Source organism: Streptococcus chenjunshii (assembly GCF_003086355.1).
In the GTDB taxonomy this organism is placed as follows: Bacteria; Bacillota; Bacilli; order Lactobacillales; family Streptococcaceae; genus Streptococcus; species Streptococcus chenjunshii.
In genome coordinates this window covers 446,239-466,084 of the sequence record NZ_CP031733.1, presented here as the reverse complement: position 1 = coordinate 466,084, position 19,846 = coordinate 446,239, and the positions used below count along the sequence as shown (strand labels likewise).

Annotated in this window: 15 protein-coding genes; 2 read left to right on the top strand and 13 right to left on the bottom strand. The window is 41.8% G+C overall.

Annotation, left to right across the window (positions count from 1 at the left end):
• Positions 1-169 precede the first annotated feature (169 nt).
• The 4 genes from celB to DDV21_RS02410 form a co-directional block, all read right to left on the bottom strand.
• Positions 170-1,471, bottom strand: a complete 1,302-nt coding sequence (gene celB / locus DDV21_RS02425) for a PTS cellobiose transporter subunit IIC (RefSeq protein ID WP_116879112.1) — start codon at positions 1,469-1,471, stop codon at positions 170-172.
• A 516-nt stretch (positions 1,472-1,987) separates the two neighbouring features.
• A complete protein-coding gene (locus DDV21_RS02420) occupies positions 1,988-2,764 on the bottom strand; it encodes a MurR/RpiR family transcriptional regulator (protein WP_116877408.1) in 777 nt (258 codons plus the stop codon).
• 157 nt (positions 2,765-2,921) lie between these two features.
• Complete coding sequence (scrK, locus tag DDV21_RS02415) at positions 2,922-3,803, bottom strand: fructokinase ScrK (RefSeq protein ID WP_116877409.1); 882 nt, start codon at positions 3,801-3,803, stop codon at positions 2,922-2,924.
• A gap of 866 nt (positions 3,804-4,669) precedes the next feature.
• Entirely contained in the window at positions 4,670-6,625 is a 1,956-nt protein-coding gene (locus DDV21_RS02410; protein WP_116877410.1) for a sucrose-specific PTS transporter subunit IIBC, read from the bottom strand.
• A 192-nt stretch (positions 6,626-6,817) separates the two neighbouring features.
• On the opposite strand from DDV21_RS02410, the gene DDV21_RS02405 reads away from it, so the two are divergent.
• The gene (locus DDV21_RS02405) at positions 6,818-8,275 is read left to right on the top strand and encodes a sucrose-6-phosphate hydrolase (protein ID WP_116877411.1); all 1,458 of its coding nucleotides are present in this window, start codon (positions 6,818-6,820) and stop codon (positions 8,273-8,275) included.
• Complete coding sequence (locus DDV21_RS02400) at positions 8,256-9,221, top strand: LacI family DNA-binding transcriptional regulator (protein ID WP_116877518.1); 966 nt, start codon at positions 8,256-8,258, stop codon at positions 9,219-9,221. The genes DDV21_RS02405 and DDV21_RS02400 overlap by 20 nt, the downstream gene beginning before the upstream one ends.
• A 97-nt stretch (positions 9,222-9,318) precedes the next feature.
• On the opposite strand, the gene DDV21_RS02395 is transcribed toward DDV21_RS02400, so the two are convergent.
• The 9 genes from DDV21_RS02395 to uvrA form a co-directional block, all read right to left on the bottom strand.
• Positions 9,319-10,776 (bottom strand): sucrose-6-phosphate hydrolase, encoded by a 1,458-nt coding sequence (locus DDV21_RS02395; protein ID WP_116877412.1) that lies wholly within the window; start codon positions 10,774-10,776, stop codon positions 9,319-9,321.
• 344 nt (positions 10,777-11,120) lie between these two features.
• Complete coding sequence (gene nusB / locus DDV21_RS02390; protein WP_116877413.1) at positions 11,121-11,567, bottom strand: transcription antitermination factor NusB; 447 nt, start codon at positions 11,565-11,567, stop codon at positions 11,121-11,123.
• Positions 11,560-11,949 carry an Asp23/Gls24 family envelope stress response protein gene (locus DDV21_RS02385; RefSeq protein ID WP_116877414.1) on the bottom strand — a complete coding sequence of 130 codons (390 nt, stop codon included), beginning with the start codon at positions 11,947-11,949 and terminating at the stop codon, positions 11,560-11,562. Before DDV21_RS02385 ends, nusB begins: the two co-directional genes overlap by 8 nt.
• 32 nt (positions 11,950-11,981) lie before the next feature.
• The gene (efp, locus tag DDV21_RS02380; RefSeq protein WP_116877415.1) at positions 11,982-12,542 is read right to left on the bottom strand and encodes an elongation factor P; all 561 of its coding nucleotides are present in this window, start codon (positions 12,540-12,542) and stop codon (positions 11,982-11,984) included.
• Positions 12,543-12,599: 57 nt separating this feature from the next.
• Positions 12,600-13,088, bottom strand: a complete 489-nt coding sequence (locus DDV21_RS02375; protein ID WP_116877416.1) for a deoxycytidylate deaminase — start codon at positions 13,086-13,088, stop codon at positions 12,600-12,602.
• Positions 13,089-13,430: 342 nt separating this feature from the next.
• The gene (locus DDV21_RS02370) at positions 13,431-14,495 is read right to left on the bottom strand and encodes a M24 family metallopeptidase (protein WP_116877417.1); all 1,065 of its coding nucleotides are present in this window, start codon (positions 14,493-14,495) and stop codon (positions 13,431-13,433) included.
• Positions 14,496-14,665: 170 nt separating this feature from the next.
• A complete protein-coding gene (locus tag DDV21_RS02365) occupies positions 14,666-15,883 on the bottom strand; it encodes an SH3 domain-containing protein (RefSeq protein WP_116877418.1) in 1,218 nt (405 codons plus the stop codon).
• Positions 15,884-15,894: 11 nt separating this feature from the next.
• The gene (locus DDV21_RS02360) at positions 15,895-16,788 is read right to left on the bottom strand and encodes a GIY-YIG nuclease family protein (RefSeq protein ID WP_116877419.1); all 894 of its coding nucleotides are present in this window, start codon (positions 16,786-16,788) and stop codon (positions 15,895-15,897) included.
• A 166-nt stretch (positions 16,789-16,954) separates the two neighbouring features.
• Positions 16,955-19,780, bottom strand: coding sequence for an excinuclease ABC subunit UvrA (gene uvrA / locus DDV21_RS02355; protein ID WP_116877420.1), 2,826 nt, complete (start codon positions 19,778-19,780; stop codon positions 16,955-16,957).
• Positions 19,781-19,846 lie beyond the last annotated feature (66 nt).

The window sequence follows — 19,846 nt, the reverse complement described above, 5'->3', positions numbered from 1 at the left end:
CGCTGTAGATGAGGCAGAAGCCAGCCCAATCAAGCTCTGCAGGCCTGAAAAAACAATTGGTTCCCACTTTTGCTTGAGTCCCAACACTTCCTTTTCACAAAAGACTAAGCCCATCTCCCTTATCAAGAAAAGCCGGAATGAACTCCGGCTGCGGCCAGCTTTATGCCCATTAAAATGATGACAAAGTCTGGCTGCGGTCAATCATTTTCAGGAAAGGAAACCAAATTGCGGCAATCACAGCGACCTGAACCAGCTGCAGCAAAGAACCCATAATTGAGTTAGTCGCCAAAAAGCCGGAAATAAAAATTGGCATTGTCCACGGCACCTGAGCTCCTGTCGTCAAAGGCACCAAACCGCTTGCAAAACCGAGATAAGCAACAACAACGGATACAATCGGCGCTAAGAGCCAGGGAATAAATATGCTGGCATTCATCACCATCGGCAGGCCAAAAATAACAGGCTCGTTGACATTAAAAATTCCAGGACCTAAAGCGAAACGGCCAACTTCCCGATATTGTTTTTGTTTCATAATAAAAGCCATCATGATAACAACAATCAGGGTCGAACCAGATCCGCCCAGGCCTACAGTAAAGGTATCCATAAAGGATTTAGTAACGATATGCCCCTGCTGAGACAGCAGCTCTGCTCCCTGCTGAGTCAAGCGGGCATTATCCAGCATATTAGCCTGCCAAAAAGGTTCAAAGACCGAGTTGATAATAACTTGTCCATGCAGGCCAAAAAACCAGAGAAACTGTACAAAAAAGACAGCGATAACAGTTGCCGGCAAGCTGGTGCCTAAACCGGTCAGCGGTTTTTGGATCATATCGTAAATAACATCGTGCAGGTTTGTCTTAAAAACAGCTGTCATTACAGCGTTAAGGATCAAGAAGAGCATCAAAGTCCCAATAGCAGGAATCAAAGCAGAAAAAGATTTAGCTACTGCCGGCGGAACACTGTCAGGCATTTTTATCGTAAAACCTTTTTTAGTTAAATAGACAAACAGTTTAGCTGCTAAAAAAGATGTCAAGATTCCTAAAAACATCCCTTTAGCACCCAGCCTATCCAGACTTAAGGCGCCGGTCGCTGTAGCCACAGTTTCTCCGTCATCATTCAGCACATCAAAGAAAAAGGGGGTTAAAATAAGAAAGGAGGCTAGAGAAACAACAGCTCCAAAGAGCCCTTCCTCAAGCTCTTCGGCTTTAGCCATATAATAACCAATTCCCAGCGACACAAAAACAGTCATGATTGACATAGTCGCACTCTGACCATTGCCAAAAAGATCTGCAAACTGTGCTTTTAAATTATCCGGCCAAAAAGGCAGATTATTAAACACCACAATCAGTGAACCAAACATCGTCAAGGGAAATGACAGCATGAAAGCATCACGCAAGACCAAAAGATACTTATTGTTCCCCAAAGCTGTAGCCAGCGGCAAAATTTTCTGACTCAGCATATCCATAAATTTATTCATGATATCCTCCTTTAAAAAGATACAAAGCCCGTTAAGAACGCAAAGTAAAAATAGGAGCCTGACCGCCGAGTCACTAAAGACTCAAGGGAGGGCTATCTTTTTTACACAGCGTTTAGGGCGTGTTCAGTTCCAACAAGATACAAAGCCCGTTTAAAAATCCGTATGAAAAGACGGTAAGCCAGAAATCTATGATTTCACAGGCAGCACCTCTGCCAGAATGACTAGAAGGGGGCGGTCGGCTGCTAAGACGACAAAACCTTCAGTCAGCTACGGCTGACGGTAAGTCCGAAATCCTCGATTTCGCAGGCGCACCCTTTCTAGGACGGCTAAGCCCGATTAATATTTAAAGAAACACTTGGGTGTGCATGCTTTTTGCAAAGAGCTTAGCTTTCCTTAAGACTGCTTCGCTTTTGCGAACTTTCATACAGTATTTTTATTGGAAAAGCAGAAATAACATTTCTGAAACTATTATATCACGAATAAAATAAATTTCAATATACTTTTAAAAAATAAAATTTATTTCACTTTTTTGTGGATATAGGCAGCTAATATTTCTGAAAATACTGAAAACAAAGAACGATTATCTAACTGATAAATTTCTCCGGAAGCACTGCCTAAGTTGGTCAAATTCGATGGCAGCAAAACAAATTCCGCAGCAATTTCTCTTATTTTATCCTGACTATTCATTGTTACCATAATGAGCTGAGCTCCTGCCTTTTTAGCAGCAGCAAGCAATTCATCATAATCTTTATTGGCCGATACAGAATAAATCAGCAAAACATCCTCCTTTGTCAGACTGCGGGATAGATAATACATTTTTGTTTTGCTGGTGACACTTTCAGTGTATTTATCCTGATAGAGCAAAAAATAAACCATTTGTTCTGCTGCCAAACCAGAACTGCCGATACCTAAAATTTTAATATGCTGGGCTTTAGCCAATATATCTGAAATCCGGTCTAACTGACCTTCATCAAGCTGCTGCTCTAATAAATGCAAATTGTCTCGGTAATTGTCAATGACTTTAGTTATTAACGGTTTTTCTAAGTAGTCTTCTCTGCTCGGTTCCTGTCCAGCATAATCTTCCAGTGATATTTTAAAATCTGCCAGCCCCTTATAGCCCATTTTCTTAGCCAGTCTGACCAGAGCTGCCGGTGATGTTCCAATAATTTCAGCTGCTTCCTGAGCACTGTTGTCAATTAAATAGTCTGGATGTTTTAAAAGAATATTCGAAATTTTCTTATCCGTTTTCGTTAAATTAGTAAACTGAATTGAAATGCGTTCTTTAAAATTCATAATTCCCCCTTTGCAGTGTGATTACAGTAAAAAAGAGCAGAGAAACGAAAGATAATCCGTCTTATCTTTGTTCCTGCTCCTGCCTATTGGCAAAATTTGTAAAAGCGATATCAGTCAGAAAGGAATCCCAAATCCTCTCTGAAGGCGGCTCCTTAACTTAACGCTCAGCAACTTTCTTAGCAAGCGCAAAATTTCCAAGTGTTGCAGAGCCATTCTCAGCAACAGCAGGTGTTACAATATAGCTCTCAACATCTGGTACCGGCAGATAGCCGTTTAGAAGGGCTGTAAACTTACTGCGCACTCGCTTTATCATATGCTCTTGAGCCATAACACCGCCGCCAAAGACAATGACCTGAGGCCGATAAAGAACAGTGGCCTGAACAGCTGCCTGAGCGATATAATAGGCCTGAATCTCCCAAACATCAGCGTTTTGCGCAATCTGTTCTCCGCGAATTCCGGTACGTGCTTCCAAGCTGGGGCCTGCAGCTAAGCCTTCCAAGCAGCCTTTATGGAAAGGACAGGTTCCTGAAAACTCATCAGCAACATCTTTAGGATGCATCGCCATATAAACGTGACCGGCTTCTGTATGGCCGAGACCGCCGATAAATTCTCCTTTTTGAATAGCACCAGCGCCGATACCGGTCCCAATTGTATAATAAACTAGACTGTCCACTCCTTTGCGCACAAGTGCTTCCCCATAAGCAGAACTGTTCACATCAGTCGTAAAATAGAAAGGAATCTTGAAATCCTTTGAAATCAGTCCCACTAAATCCACGTCAGCCCAATTCGGTTTAGGGGTTGTCGTAATGAAACCGTAAGTTTGTGAATTTTCATCAATATCAATGGGTCCGAAGGAGCCGATAGCCACACCGGCTAAGTCTTCCTCGAATCTTTTAAAGAAAGACACCGTCTTTTCAATAGTTTCATAGGGAGTTGTAGTCGGAAACTGCACCTTTTCAACAATCTGAAAATCAGCATCGCCTACTGCGCAGACAAATTTTGTGCCGCCTGCTTCAACACTGCCGTATAATTTTGTCATTGTAAAACCTCAACATTAATAGTTTTTAAAATCATCTATATTATAGCATTAATCTAAGCCGATTTAAAGGAAAGACAGGGAAATATCTTCATTCTCCAGCGTTTTTCACAGATTTGAAAAGTCGAACAAAGAAAAGCAGCCCAAAGACGGTTCATTACCGCTGTTCTGCAAGCTTTATCTTTTCTAGGCCAGCTGCTAAGTTTCAGATACTTTCTTTATGGTCTCTGCATATCGGCGGAAGCAAACACCCCCATAAGAGCTGGGAAGTAACATCACCCAGCAGATGATGTCAGCTCAAACGTGGAAATTGGAGAGTGAGGGGACTCTATAATCTGAGATTTTGTCTTACTGTTAGCTTGCCGTAGCCGTCTGAAGGCAGACAAAAATCCTAGCCTCCCAAATCATTGCTTGTATGATTAACAAGACGCAGCAACCTAGCATCATTTTAGTCGCTTTTTCAAAGCTTTAAAATGTCTGCTAGGCTTTGCAGAGCGAGACGTCGAACGTTATGGTCTGGAGTTCTGTCTCGCTCCCTAGTCACTCTAGCAGGGGTGCTGCCTGTGAAATCGTAGATTTCTGGCTTACCGTCAGCCGTAGTTGACTGAAGGCTTTGTCGTCTTTGCAGCCGACCGCACCCTTCTAGTCACCCTGACAGAGGTGCGCCTACGAAATCGTAGATTTCTGGCTTACCGTCATTTTTGCTTTGCTCTTTTAACGGATCCTGCTGTCTCTAAAAAAAGGCTGGGACTTTGATCCCAGCCTTTCATTTATTGTTTTGTTGTGTTAACAAGGCAAAACCACCTTTTGCAGACAAAACTGCCGTTTTTCATCTAAAGTCCTGTTTTGACCAGATCACAGACGGTTTGTTATTTTGTCGCTTTAAGCAGATCATCACCATGTTTAACAGAACCGCTTGCCAGGCCTTCAACTGAAGCAAAGTCGGCTGAGTTAGTTACGATAACCATAGTAGTGTTATCCAACCCAGCTGCAGCAATTTTACTTGAGTCAAAGGATCCGAGTTTATCGCCGGCCTTAACTTTCTGTCCGGCAGAAACATTTTTAACAAAGCCGTCACCGTCCATAGAAACGGTATCAATACCGATGTGAATCAAAATTTCAGCACCAGTTTCTGTTTTCAGGCCATAAGCATGACCGGTTTCAAAAGCGATGGTTACTTCAGCGTCAGCAGGAGCATAAACAGCATCCTGACTTGGTTTTACAGCTAAACCTTGGCCCATAGCACCACTTGAAAATACCGGATCGTTAACATCTTCAAGTGCAACAACTTCACCGGAAAGCGGTGCTTGGATTGTTGTATCAGCCAACGCTACAGGTGCTTCTTCAACAACTTTTTCTTCAACAGCCGGTGCTGCATCTGAAGTTGGTTCAACTTCTGCTTCAGCAAGCGCTGCAGCTGCTTCCGCGGCAAATACTGACGAAGCTCTTGTTTTACCGTAAACATAAGTGAGAGCAAAAGCAATAGCGAAAGAAATTAATTCAGCAACAACGTACATTGGAATTGATTTAGCCTGAATAGAAAGGAAACCAATGAATCCAGCAGCACCTAAAGAAGCTGCTATAACATTTGTCAGACCTGCAATTGCAGCACCTATGGCAGAACCTACTAAAGCACAGAAGAATGGGAAGCGGTATTTTAAGTTAACACCAAACAGAGCCGGTTCTGTAATCCCCAAGAAAGCTGATACCGAAGCAGAAGATGCCAAACCTTTTGTTTTAGAATTTTTAGTCAGGAACCAGATTGCAAGAGTCGCAGCACCTTGTGCCACATTAGCCATAGATGCTACAACAAATATATAGTCCCCTGCTCCTTTTCCTTGTTGCAAGGCAGAAAGAAGCTGTGTTTCAATAGCAGGAAATGACTGGTGCAAACCTGTCATAACGATTAGCGAATAGGTTCCACCAAAAATACCCATTCCAATAAATCCTGTTGTATTGTACAGCCAAACAATAACATTTGTAACAGCATCTGAAACAACCATCATTACCGGTCCAATAACAGTAAAGGTTAAAATCCCAGTAATCATTACTGACAAAAGTGGAGTGAAAGTAAAGTCAACAGCTGATGGCAGACGCTTGTGGAAGAATTTTTCTAGCTTTGATAAAATAAATACTGCTGCCAATACAGGAATAACCTGATAAACATAGCTTGTTTGGGCTACATGGTATCCAAAAAGATCCCAAAATTTATCAGCGCCGCCAAGATCCGGCGTTGTCATAATCATACCGATAGCTGCCCCTAAGAATTGGTTAGCACCAAATCTTTTCGCAGCTGAAATACCTACCAGTACAGGTAAGAACATAAATGGTGCAGCTGACATCAGCTGAATCATCTCTGATAAACCTTGAATTGCCGGAAACTGCTGTTCCAGTGACTGCGGTCCAAACAAATCCGGTGATGTCAAGAAATTCCTCAAAGCCATCAACAGACCGCCTGCAACCAAGGCAGGTATAATTGGTACAAAAATATCCGATAACAGCTTAATTAAAGCCATAATTGGGTTAAACTTAGTATTACTTGCAACGATTTTTTTCAAATCATCAGTAGAAACTTCTGAAAGACCTGTTTGTTTAATCAGTTCTTCGTAAACAAAGTTTACATCTCCGGCACCAATAATAACTTGATATTGTCCGTCAATTTTGAAAGTTCCCTTAACATCAGGATCGTTATCAAGAAGTTCCTGATTAACCTTTGTATCATCCTTCAGAACCAGCCGAAGGCGGGTAGCACAGTGAGCTGCAGCTACTAGATTATCTTTCCCTACGGCCTTGATAACTTCCCCAGCCACTTTATTATAATCCATAAAGCAATTCTCCTCATTTTTTCAATTTGAAAGCGTTTCACTTTCATTGTATTCTTATTGTAACATTTTTTATTAATATGTCAAGCGCTTTACAGAAATTTCTTCGGATTATGTTTTTTTACCGCATTTAATTGCTTTTTGTTCTGAAAACGTCTATTATATAGTTATAAAGTTATTTAAACGGAGGCACAGATGGCGCTAACACGCGAGCAAAGATATAAACCTTATGCTGAATGGACCGAAGAAGAGGTTAAAAAAATCAAGGAAAATGCTGCGCGCTCTCCTTGGCATACCAACTTTCATGTTGAACCTCCTTACGGTTTGCTGAATGATCCTAATGGTTTTTCTTTTTTCAAGGGCAAATGGCAGCTGTTTTATCAATATTTCCCCTTTGGAGCGGCTCATGGTCTGAAATCATGGGTTCAGACGGAATCTGAGGATCTGGTTCATTTTGAAGAGACTGGAACTGTTTTAACCCCTACTACTCCTTTAGACAGCCATGGTATGTATTCCGGATCGGCTATGCAGTTTGGTGATAAGCTTTTTATTTTCTATACCGGCAATGTCCGTGATGAAAACTGGCTGCGCCAGACCTATCAAAACGGAGTGCTTCTTGACAGTGACGGCAACTGGGAAAAGGTTCCTCAGACACTGATTGCTCAGCCTGATGACGTGACAGCACATTTCCGTGATCCACAGATTTTCTATTTTGACGGAGAATATTATGCCTTAATCGGCGCTCAGGATAAAAATGAGAAGGGCTTCATTAAACTTTATAAGGCTGATAACCGCGACTATAAGACTTGGAGTTTTGTTGCTGATTTGGATTTTGACAACGATCAGACTGCTTATATGATGGAGTGTCCTAACCTTGTGTTTGTCGATGGACAGCCAGTTCTGCTCTACTGTCCGCAAGGCCTTGATAAAGCTGTTATAGATTATCATAATATTTACCCTAATATGTATAAGATTGCTCAGTCTTTTGAGCCTCAGACAGGGAAACTTCACAATCTGTCTGCCATCCAAAATCTGGACTATGGCTTTGAAGCTTATGCAACTCAAGCTTTTAATGCTCCTGACGGACGTGCCCTCACAGTCAGCTGGCTGGGACTGCCTGATATTGATTACCCGACAGATAAGTATGATTATCAAGGTGTTCTCTCACTTGTTAAAGAACTGAAAATCAAAGACGGAAAGCTGTACCAGTATCCTGTCGAAGCAATCAGCAGCCTGCGCAAAGACGAAGGACATGATGTTGTCGATTTGCCTGCTACCGACAATGTTTATGAGCTGGAATTAACTTTTGCAGCTCACAGTCAGACAGAAATTATCCTCTTTGCCGATCAGAAAGGGAGAGGTCTTTCCATCAAGGTAGACAGTGAGCGCGGTACAGTTACAATTGACAGAAGCCAAGCTGGGGAACAGTATGCACTGGAATATGGTCAGAGCCGTTCCTGCTCTGTTGAACCGGGGCTGATAACTGCCAGTATTTTTATCGATAAATCGGTATTTGAAATTTTTATTAACAAAGGAGAAAAAGTATTTTCCGGCCGTATTTTCCCTGACAACAATCAAACAGGCATCCTTGCCAAAAGCGGTAAGGTAAGCGGAAAATACTATGAATTGGATTATGGTCGCAAAACTAACTGATGTTGCAAAATTGGCCGGCGTGAGCCCGACCACTGTTTCAAGGGTTATTAACAGAAGAGGCTACTTATCAGAAAAAACAATCGCAAAAGTCACTCAAGCCATGCAGGAACTCGGTTACCGCCCAAACAACCTAGCCCGCAGTCTGCAGGGAAAATCAGCCAAACTTATCGGCCTGATTTTTCCTAATATCAGCCATATCTTCTATGCTGAATTGATCGAATATTTGGAGCGTGACTTTTTCGAAGCAGGCTATAAGACTATCATCTGTAACAGTGAGCACAATTCCGAAAAAGAAAAGGAATATCTGGAAATGCTGGAAGCCAACCAGGTGGATGGTATTATTTCCGGCAGCCATAATTTAGGAATTTCCGATTATAACCGTGTTACTGCACCGATTATTGCCTTTGACCGTAATCTGGCTCCCAACATTCCTGTCGTTTCCTCAGATAATTTTGCCGGCGGTGCTCTAGCTGCTCAAACGCTGACAAAAGCAGGCTGCCAAAATATCGTTATGATTACCGGCAATGATGACAGCGACTCTCCGACAGCCAGACGGCGCATCGGTTTCAGTTCTGTTCTGCCTGATGCAACCTACATTAATTTGTCCAGCGATTTTTCCCCTGTCCGTAAAATGATGGAAATTAAAAATTTGATGAAACGGACCAAACCAGACGGTGTTTTCACTTCTGACGATGTTACGGCTATGCTGGTGATGAAACTTGCAGCAGAACTCGGAATCAGCATTCCTGAGCAATTAAAAATTATTGGTTACGACGGAACAGCCTTCATCGAAAATTATGTGCCTTATTTAACTACCGTCAAACAGCCCATCAAGGATATCGCAAAATTAATGGTAGAACTGCTTCTCAAAAAAATCCAAGGTGATGACGACCTTAAATTAGAATATATTCTGCCAATCACCCTACTCCCGGGTAAAAGCATTTGATGCAGCTGTCTATTTGATAGACTTCAAAAAACATCAAAGCTGATAGCAATAATAACACTAAAATCCGCCAAGCTTGTATTGAAAGCTTGGCGGATTTTTAAATAATAAACTCGTCACTGACTGCGGTTTTTAAAGTCCAAATAGCCACATCCAGTTCTCCGCTGACTGTATAAGTATGCTCTTCCTCTACTGGATAAAGGTGGGAAGTAAAGGTGGCTTCGCCTTGATTGATAAAAAGTTCGACAGAACTTCTGTCAACGAAAACAGCCAGATTGGTTAAAGGACTGTCCAGCGGTATAGTCAGCTGTTCCCCCAATTCACGGTTAAACCGCTGAGCCATCTGACTGCGATCAATAAGACAGCTATTGTTGGCAGCATCATACGAAATAATCAAACCGCCGCTGCCGTCCGACCGTGCAAAAAGCTTCAGGCAGAAATCTGCTCCCTTATTAATAGCCTGAATCTCACAGACTCTGGGCAGTTCTTGTTCACTTTGCAGCTTTTCCTGCCTCAATTCTTTGATTTGCGCTAACGGCAGCTGCCGCAAGCGGCCGTTAACGATCCGCAGCTCTCTGGGTAAGGTGAGGCTTCCTTCCCAATCTTCATTTTCTGTCGGATAATGATTATCCGGAAGGCCTATCCAAGCTGTTAAAACAGCACGGTCCATTTCCTGAACATTAGCAGCAAATTGGGCAGCGTAAAAATCAAAGCCATAGTCTAAAAAACGATATGGTCCCTCAGCTGTGAAGGTTAAACGGTCATAATCCATCCGGCCGATGAGATAAATATTATGGTTAGTGTTGTTGCTTCTTCCGGGAAGTTTAGTATACTGAGGTGAAAACACTAGGACATCCTTACCATCAATATGAGCAATTGACGGGCATTCCCACATGCCTCCTAAATCTTCATAGCCCGGAACTCTCAATTCTCCAGCAAAATGCCAATCTTCAAGCAAATGTTTGGATTTATAAACCAGCACCTTGCCTTTAAGTTCCTTCGACTGAGCTCCCAATAAAATATAATAACTCTGTTTTGCTTCGTGATAAACAATTTTGGGGTCACGCTGATGCTCCGCATAGTCGGGATGGGGACCAAAAAGCGGCTGAGATAATTTTTTAATTTCTCCGGCTTCGTTAACCTTAGCCGCACAAGTATAAGGCGTCCTAATCCAGTTTTCATCCCGATGATTGCCTGTATAAAAAAGATAAAAATCAGAACCTTCCGAGAAACCAGAGCCTGAATGGACACCCTTATTATCATAACGTGTATCCGGAGCAAGACCTATCCCTTTATTCTGCCAATGAATAAGGTCTGCCGATACTGTATGGTACCAGTATTTTAAACCGTGAACAGCTCCCCAGGGACACCACTGATAAAAAAGGTGCCACAAACCTTGGTGGTAGATAAAGCCATTAGGATCACTGGAAAGCCCTGTTATTGGCTGAACATGGTAAGCCTGACGGTAAAGCGACTGCTTGGTACGGTTGTAGAGCAGCTCAAGCTCACTTTTATCTTTTAAAACACGGTAACGTTCTGCAAGTGTCCATTCTTTCATCAACAACTCCCTAACATAAGATACAAAGCCCGTTAAGAAAGCGACTGAAAAATAGGGACCCGACCGATGTGCTGCAAAACACGAGGGAGGGGCATCTTTTTTCCGAGCTTTTAGGGCGTGTTCAGTTCCAATAAGATACAAAGACCAGATCAGTTCAGTAAACTTCACTTTCTTACATTATAGCGAAAACGGTTTCATAATTCAATAGCCTCTGCTAATAAGCAAGAGACTCTCTATATTTTGCAGTAAAATGACTATAATCGCATTTTTAACCAAAAACAGGGTGAGCAAAAATTTTCGTTTTTGCTCACCCTGTTATATTTTTTAAAAGCTCTGCAGCCTAATCAGACAGGACTGTCAGCTTCGTCCTTCTCTTCGACAACAAACTGGCTTAACAGACCATTAACAAACTTTGCGGATGTTTTATCAGAATATTTTTTCGCAATTTCAATAATCTCATTAACCGCTACACGGTCAGGTGTTTCTTTGAAATATTTAATCTCATACAACCCTAAGCGCAGCAAGGTTTTATCCGTTAATGTGAGGCGTTCTAAAGACCAGCCTGTTCTTAAGTGCTGGCTGATTATCTGATCTAAGTCCTTTTGATAGGCTAAAACTCCTGTGACAAGGCTGGAAAGAAAAACAGGGATTTCCTGATTTTCCTGTTCCTTATCATAATCGTAAGCAAACTGCATAGCTCCCAGAGTATCGCCGCCAAGTTCTAAGCTGAATAAAGTCTGAAAAGCACGCTCACGCAAATCACGGCGCGAATCTTCAAATGTCTTAGTCATCTAGGAAATCCTCATCAAACAGAGATTTCATATCGGGTTTTGCTGTTTTTTCAGCTACAATCCCTTGAACATGGATGTTAACCGCCGAAACCACAACATCTGCCATTTCATAAACAGCGGCCTTCACTGCTTTTTGAATAGCCATCGCAACCTCAGGAACAGAAACACCGTACTGCAGATAAACATAAATATCCGTATTAACTGTTCCATCTTCCTCGGTCTGCAGATAGACACCTTTACTCAAAGTTGCTTTACTGAGCCCGTCAGTCACCGTTTTATTATGCAGCGAATGGACACCTTCAACTTTAGTCGCAGCAATTCCAGTAATCACTTCAAGCACTCGGGGAGAGATAACAATTTCGCCAATATTTTCAGTTGTCATAGCATTCCTTTCTATAGCTCCGGCTCTAAGGCTTAGGCACGCGAAACATAAGTTCCTTCTGTTGTATTAATAATTAATTTTTGCCCTGCTTCAATAAAGTCCGGCACATTAACAACAAGACCAGTTTCCAGAGTTGCAGGTTTGCCTGAACCAGTTACCGTAGCCCCTTTAATTGACGGCTGTGTTTCAGTTACCGTCAGCTCAACCGTAGTTGGCACTGTTATGCCAATGACCTCACTGCCGTAAAATTGGATTTTCACCTCAGAATTTTCAAGAATGTAGAGCAGCTCTTGTTCGATATTGACGACCGGAATTTCATACTGTTCATAATTTTCAGTATCCATGAAAAAGCCCGTATCATCCATTTGATACAAATACTGTGCAGGCCGAGTCTCAATAATAGCCTGTTCAAATTTTTCTTCCGGACGGTAAGTTGTATCAAATGTGGAACCGGTTCGTACATCACGCAGTTTCATGCGCATAACCGTATTTCCTTTGCCGGGTTTGTGGTGGCTGGCTTCCAGCACTTTTAACAGTTTCTTGTCTGCCGTTTCAAAAGTCATCCCAGCTTTTAGCTTGCTTGCTTCAATCATTGTTTTTACCTCTTATAAATAGTTATCATCTCATTTTATCATAAAATAAACAAGCACTCAAATTTTTTTCTGCTCCGTAATAGGCTTTAAGCCATTCCCCAGATTGATTTCCGGCACATCGTGCTGGACATAGGGAACCTGCTTTGCCTTAAGGAGTTCAATAGCGAAAGGATGGGGGTGATAACTAGCCTTATAGGTAATCTTTTTGATACCGGCCTGCAAAAGTGCCTTAGTACAATTGATACACGGAAAATGCGTCACATAGATTTCTGTGTTATTAGTCGAAATGCCTTCTTTAGCACACTGAATCAAAGCGTTCATCTCCGCATGAACTGTTCGAATGCAATGCCCGTCTTCCATCTGGTGTCCAACTTCATTACAGTTAGCAGTTTCCGAAACACCTCCGTTATAACCAGTAGCAATAATGCGATTGTTTTTGACCAACACCGCTCCCACAAAAGCCCGATCGCATGTTGAGCGCTTAGAAATCAGTTCTGCATTAGCCATAAAATAATCCTGCCAAGATAGGCGTTTATCCTTCACCATAAAAAATATTCCTTCCTCAAAATACAAAGGCCGTTAAAAATCCGTATGAAAAGACGGTAAGCCCGAAATCTGTGATTTCGTCGGCGCACCCCTGCCAAGATGACTAGAAGGGTGCGGGCGGCTGCTAAGACGACAAAGCCTTCAGTCAGCTACGGCTAGGGCTGTTTAGCAATTTGCTTGCATCATGCTGGTAAGCAAATTCACAGAAGCCGCCACACTCATACGTCAGATTGCGCTTCCTTCGATTGCGTCTCTTTTTTGAAAAAAGCTTAGGCCGTATTCAACTTTGTCAATAGGACCTAGGCACCTGTCTCTGCTAAAACGGCAGTTTAAATACTGGTTTCATGAAAGCATAATCAGTTCTTTCGGTGCCTGTGTCAGTACCTCACAGCCTGCTGCAGTGATAAGAAGATCATCCTCAATACGGACACCGTATTTATTATCTAGGTAAATTCCCGGTTCGTCAGTAACAACCATGCCAGCTTCAACAACCCCATCAGCATTGCCAAAATAAGGACGTTCATGAATATCAAGACCAATCCCGTGTCCAATGCCATGTGTGAAATACTGAGCATATCCTGCCTCATCAATTACTTGGCGCGGAATCCTATCAAAGTCACGGTAGCTAAGGCCAGCTTTAGACGCTTCAATCAAGCTTTGATTAGCCTTTAAAACGGTCTCATAAATGTCAAATTCTTCATCTGTTGGCGGACCGATATGAACGGTACGTGTCATATCGCTGACATAGTGGTTGTAATAGCAGCCAAAATCCAGCGTCAGCATATCACCAGAGACAATAGCCTTGTCTGTCGCCGTTCCATGGGGCATAGCCGAACGGCCGCCAGAAGCTGCTATAGTTTCAAAAGAAATACCTGCTGCTCCATATTCTCTCATGCGAAAATCTAAAAAATGGGCGACTTCCAATTCAGTGGTTTCTCCCGGTTTGATAAAGCTCAAAACATCAGCAAAAGCCTGGTCAGAAATCTGACAGGCACGCTTAATGGCTGCAATTTCATTGGAATCTTTAATCATACGCAGTTCTTCTGTAAAATCATCCATTGCAGCCAGTTCGACTCCTGCTAAACAGGCTTTAAGATTTTGATAGTAGGCAAAAGTGACCTGTTTGTCAAATCCCAGACGGGAAAGACCGTCTGCGCTGACGATGTTGGCAAGCACTGACAAAGGTGAACGTGTTTCAATAATATCAAAACCCTGAACACTTTTTCTTGCCATCAACGTGTATCTGGCATCAGTCAGAAAAAGCCGGCGGTTTTTAGAGATAAAAACAGTGGCTTCAGTCCCGGAAAAGCCTGTTAAATAATAAATATTCAGCAAATTAGTGACTAGAAAACCATCAAGCTCCGACTGAGCAAGTTTTTGTTCAAAATTGAGGATTCTTTGTTCCATAAAAGCCCTTGTTCATCATATAGTTTTCCTTTATTCTATCATGATTTCAGCAGTAATTCTAGGAAATAGGTAACAGTTAATTTTTATACAGTTGCTTTACAAATCGAAAAGGGTTCAGCTCTTCCATAAAAGAGGGGGAATTCACAAACAAATCCTACGGTTTGATCAGATTACTCTCCTCTATGGAAAAAAACCATCGGCCAATCACCATCAGTCAAAACATGCTGACCTGAAGAATTTTGATAGCCATAATAAATTAAATATTGATCCTCCGCCAGGTTCTCACCAGCTTTTTGCAGTTCTTCTTTAGAGATATGAATTTCAATAATTATATCCGGTACAATAGTTATAATCTGTGGGGAATTTCCCCCTGCCACAGTTGTTTTTTGGTCAACAACATAAGACCTTATCTGCTTGTCTGCAGAATATTTTTTTATAATATATTTTCCTAAAACTGGGTTCCCTTGATTCGCACTCATTATTTCAGCTCCATTTAGAAACAGAACCGCCTCCCCATTTGTCTTTAATTCTAATCCTGCTTGCATTAAACTAGAAGTATCTGATTGGACGTAGTAATAATGATAAACCATTGCCCATTCTGTATTTGACTGTTCAGTATAATCTAAAGCAATCCAGCCCTTACCAGATTTCAGTTTTCCCCATGTATAACCATCTGCCGTCTTTGTTTCCACAATAGTATAAGTTCCTTTAGGACATTGCCCAACAATTTTCGCTGAAGCACTTGCTGACTCTCGTATATTCAAATCATCAATGGTAACCTGAACGTTGAAATTAGTATCTTGTGATGCTTCTTCAGTAACCGAAGAAGTACCGGTTTCATTCGTACTATTTGTTGTTACCACTATACTTGAAGTTCTTGTATCAAAGGATTTTTTCGAACTGTTATTATTACTGGATGAAAAATACCAAATTATACCAGCAAAGATTATCATCAATAGAAAAAATATTAAAAAAAATTTTTTTATGCTAGAAAGAAGCTGTTGTCTTTGAGCTTTCTTTATTGCCTCTTCATGAGCAGCTGCCTTCGCTTGCAGTTTAGCTTGCTTTTCCTGATAATAGCTTTCTCGTTTCTGTTTTTCTTCTTCTAGTAAGCTTTGCAATTCATTTTTCGCTTTGTCATCTTCTGCTTTAGCAATCTCTAGTTTGAGTTCAAAGATTCTATCATCCATATCCCTTTCAAATTGATCAGTCTGTTTATTCTTTTCAATTTCCCTTATTGCCTGTAGCGCTTCCTCATGCTGATACCACGATTCTAAGCTCTGTCTTTCCTGCTGCTCTAACTGCTTTCTCTGGATTTGATTATTTTCTGCGGTTAACTCATTAGCCCTCCGCAATTCTTCCTGTTTTTCATAGTCTCTCATATCCATTTCAGTTTTCCTCAGTTTATATTATAGCCAAACATTCTGGTTTGTAAGACGTCTTTCCAGTAAATTTCACGATTAAGAGCCTTTTGTTTACCAAGCTCATTTTTACTAAAAATCTCAAGAAGAGTATATCGAAAATTTTTCTGAATATATCTAATACCATTTTTATTCACCACTTCTCTCAACTTTTTATTCGGATAACGATTACCTTCCAGTTCAGTTTTATCATATCCGTCACTCAAATAGACTGACCATCTACCATAAACACCGTTATTTCCATAAGCTGAACCAACATACATTTTCCCTGTTTTAATATCTGTAATCAAATAAACACCATACACTGCGGTTAAATGTTCATACCAAATACTGCTATGCAGATGTTGCTTCAATTCTTGGTAAGATAGTGAAATATTTTCATAACCAGGAAAATCTTTGCTTTTCTCAAAATAGTCTTCAGATAATATTTCACTAACTGGAACTGAATTAATAATACGTTTATCTACATAGAAAAAACTTCGAGATGGTAATGAATAATTAATGATTATTCTGTTTATATATTTATCAAACTCTGTTAATCTTTCTGCTTTAGCATATACGACATCCCAATTTCTAAAGTGGTCCCTCAGTATTTCACTGTCTTTTCTGATAATATTATATGCTCCTACAAATAACCAAAGATGGGGGCGAACTTCAATAAAATGAAATTGAATATCAGAATTATTATTTCTTTTAGGATGCATACTTAATAAATATGGTATAAATAAATCTGAATTTTCTTGATATTCTTTAACAAAATTAAAATCACCCCAGTTTTTATTAAAACGTAGTTTAATCCTTTTCCCCTTATAATTCGGCTGTGAGAGCAAATTATCAAACCTAAAAATATCAGTTAGCATAATATCAGCCATATCGTCATCTCCTAAATTTATTTTAATTATTTCACATATATTTTAACTCTAAGCTTATCATTTGTCCATATTATTACCATCATATAATATCTTCCGTTTAAATATTTTATGTGTTAATTTTTGTTCTAAACACACAAAAAATCCGGCTGAGCTGCCGGATTTTGATTTATTTTAATTTTGATTTGAGGTATTGTCCTGTATAACTTTCCTTGACTTGAGCGACTTCTTCCGGAGTTCCTGTGGCAACGACAGTACCGCCTCCAACACCGCCTTCCGGACCTAAATCTATAATGTGGTCAGCTGTCTTAATCACGTCAAGGTTGTGTTCGATGACAAGAACGGTATTGCCGTCGTCCACAAAACGTTCAAGAACCTTAAGAAGACGTTTAATATCGTCCGTATGGAGACCTGTTGTCGGTTCGTCTAAGATATAGAAGCTTTTGCCGGTCGAACGCTTATGGAGTTCAGAAGCCAGCTTCATCCGCTGTGCTTCTCCTCCTGAAAGGGTTGTTGCAGGCTGTCCGAGAGTAACATAACCCAAACCAACGTCTTTGATGGTCTGCAGTTTACGGGCAATTTTAGGAATTGGTGCGAAGAAATCAACCGCATCATTGACCGTCATTTCAAGAATCTGGGCAATATTTTTTTCTTTATAATGAACTTCCAGGGTTTCACTGTTGTAACGGGTTCCGTGACAAACCTCACAAGGAACGTAAACATCCGGCAGGAAGTGCATTTCAATCTTGATAATACCGTCCCCTGAGCAAGCTTCGCAGCGGCCGCCTTTAACATTAAAAGAGAAACGTCCTTTCTTGTAGCCGCGGATTTTAGCTTCATTGGTTTTAGCAAACAAATCGCGGATATCATCGAAAACCCCAGTATAGGTTGCTGGATTTGAGCGGGGAGTCCGTCCAATTGGACTTTGGTCGATATCAATCAGCCGCTCCAAGTGTTCGATTCCTGTAATCGTCTTATATTTTCCTGGTTTAGCTGAATTGCGGTTCAGTTTTTGAGCCACCGCTTTTTTGAGAATGCCGTTAATTAGAGTGGATTTGCCCGATCCGGACACTCCGGTTACAGCAATAAATTTTCCTAAAGGAAAACGGACATTTAGATTTTGCAGATTATTTTCTGCTGCTCCTTCTATCTCAAGGAAACGGCCGCTGCCTGAACGGCGTTCAGAAGGCACTGCTATGGCCTTTTTACCTGACAAATAATGACCGGTAATTGACTTCCTGCTTTTAACCACTTGCTTAGGTGTCCCTGAAGCGACAATTTCTCCTCCGAAGTCGCCTGCACCGGGGCCCACATCAATAAGCCAGTCCGCCTGCATCATGGTATCCTCGTCGTGCTCCACCACAATCAAGGTGTTGCCCAAGTCCCGCATTTTTTTCAGACTGGCAAGCAGACGGTCGTTATCGCGCTGGTGCAAACCAATTGAAGGCTCATCAAGAATATAGAGAACACCGGACAGGTTGGAGCCAATTTGGGTCGCCAAACGGATCCGCTGGCTTTCGCCGCCGGAAAGAGTGCCAGCTGAACGCGAAAGTGTCAAGTAATTTAAACCGACATTATGCAGGAAGGTCAGACGGTCTTTGATTTCCTTTACAATCGGTGCAGCGATGGTTTTTTCTGTTTCGGACAGTTCAATGCGCTTAAGCAGATCTAAGTGATCAGCAATCGATAAATCAGAGATTTCACCGATATTCAGTCCCCTTTCACCGCCAACCCGGACACAGAGCGCCTGCTCGTTAAGCCGGTAGCCGCGGCAAGTCATGCAAGGCAGTTCATTCATATAGCCGCGCATGACATTGCGCGTAAAGTCGCTGGCTGTTTCATGATAGCGCCGATCAATATTATTAACCACTCCTTCAAACGGCAAATCAATGTCGCGCTCACCGCCAAAATCATTGATATAGTGAAAATGGAATTCACGTTCACCGGAACCATAAAGAATTAAATTCTGCTCATCTTCGGACAGCTCAGCAAACGGCTTATCCATATCCACGCCAAAAGCAGCCATAGCCTGTTCCAGCATCGCCGGATAATATTGCGATGATATCGGATTCCAAGGAGCCAGAGCCCCCTCGCGCAGTGTTTTGGTTTTATCAGGAATTACCAAGTCCAAGTCCACCTCCAGCCGGCTGCCCAGTCCGTCGCAGGTCGGGCAGGAGCCAAAAGGCGCATTAAAAGAAAAGAGCCGCGGTTCCAATTCCGGCACCGTAAAACCGCAGACAGGGCAGGAATAATGCTCTGAAAAAAGCAGCTCATTGCCATCCATCGTATCGATGATAACATAGCCGTCAGCCAAACGCAGAGCTGCCTCGATCGAATCAAAGAGCCGGCTGCGGATACCCTCTTTATTAATCAGACGGTCAACAACAATTTCAATATTATGCATTTTGCTTTTGGACAACTCAGGCACCTCGGCAATATCAAAAATCTCTCCGTCCACACGAACACGGATATAGCCGTCTTTTTGTATCCTGGCAAAAACAGTCTTATGCTGCCCTTTTTTACGGCGGACAACCGGCGCCAGAATCTGCATCCGAGTACGGTCCGGCAGGCTTAAAATCTGGTCTGTAATCTGCTCAACAGAAGAAGCGGTAATGGCGCCATGGCCGTTAATACAGTAAGGTATCCCGACGCGCGCATAAAGCAGCCGCAGATAATCATTGATTTCTGTCGCCGTCCCCACTGTAGAACGCGGATTTTTGCTGGTTGTTTTCTGGTCAATAGAAATAGCAGGACTAAGCCCGTCAATAGAATCTACATCTGGCTTTTCCATATTTCCGAGAAATTGCCGGGCATAGGCTGACAAACTCTCAACATAGCGGCGCTGCCCCTCAGCATAGATTGTATCAAATGCCAGACTCGACTTTCCTGAACCGGAAAGACCCGTTACAACAACTAATTTGTCACGCGGAATTTCAACATCAATATTTTTTAAATTATGGGCTCTGGCCCCGTGTATTATCAGTTTATCCTGCATAGCTTACATGCTTTTTCTGAAAGCATATCCTCCTATCTAACTGTCTTTAACATTATATCAAAAAAT

What these genes read in the sequence shown, in the direction of transcription:
- celB (WP_116879112.1), bottom strand. Translation starts at nt 1,471, where the DNA reads ATGAATAAATTTATGGATATGCTGAGTCAGAAAATTTTGCCGCTGGCT.
- DDV21_RS02420 (WP_116877408.1), bottom strand. Translation starts at nt 2,764, where the DNA reads ATGAATTTTAAAGAACGCATTTCAATTCAGTTTACTAATTTAACGAAA.
- scrK (WP_116877409.1), bottom strand. Translation starts at nt 3,803, where the DNA reads ATGACAAAATTATACGGCAGTGTTGAAGCAGGCGGCACAAAATTTGTC.
- DDV21_RS02410 (WP_116877410.1), bottom strand. Translation starts at nt 6,625, where the DNA reads ATGGATTATAATAAAGTGGCTGGGGAAGTTATCAAGGCCGTAGGGAAA.
- DDV21_RS02405 (WP_116877411.1), top strand. Translation starts at nt 6,818, where the DNA reads ATGGCGCTAACACGCGAGCAAAGATATAAACCTTATGCTGAATGGACC.
- DDV21_RS02400 (WP_116877518.1), top strand. Translation starts at nt 8,256, where the DNA reads ATGGTCGCAAAACTAACTGATGTTGCAAAATTGGCCGGCGTGAGCCCG.
- DDV21_RS02395 (WP_116877412.1), bottom strand. Translation starts at nt 10,776, where the DNA reads ATGAAAGAATGGACACTTGCAGAACGTTACCGTGTTTTAAAAGATAAA.
- nusB (WP_116877413.1), bottom strand. Translation starts at nt 11,567, where the DNA reads ATGACTAAGACATTTGAAGATTCGCGCCGTGATTTGCGTGAGCGTGCT.
- DDV21_RS02385 (WP_116877414.1), bottom strand. Translation starts at nt 11,949, where the DNA reads ATGACAACTGAAAATATTGGCGAAATTGTTATCTCTCCCCGAGTGCTT.
- efp (WP_116877415.1), bottom strand. Translation starts at nt 12,542, where the DNA reads ATGATTGAAGCAAGCAAGCTAAAAGCTGGGATGACTTTTGAAACGGCA.
- DDV21_RS02375 (WP_116877416.1), bottom strand. Translation starts at nt 13,088, where the DNA reads ATGGTGAAGGATAAACGCCTATCTTGGCAGGATTATTTTATGGCTAAT.
- DDV21_RS02370 (WP_116877417.1), bottom strand. Translation starts at nt 14,495, where the DNA reads ATGGAACAAAGAATCCTCAATTTTGAACAAAAACTTGCTCAGTCGGAG.
- DDV21_RS02365 (WP_116877418.1), bottom strand. Translation starts at nt 15,883, where the DNA reads ATGGATATGAGAGACTATGAAAAACAGGAAGAATTGCGGAGGGCTAAT.
- DDV21_RS02360 (WP_116877419.1), bottom strand. Translation starts at nt 16,788, where the DNA reads ATGGCTGATATTATGCTAACTGATATTTTTAGGTTTGATAATTTGCTC.
- uvrA (WP_116877420.1), bottom strand. Translation starts at nt 19,780, where the DNA reads ATGCAGGATAAACTGATAATACACGGGGCCAGAGCCCATAATTTAAAA.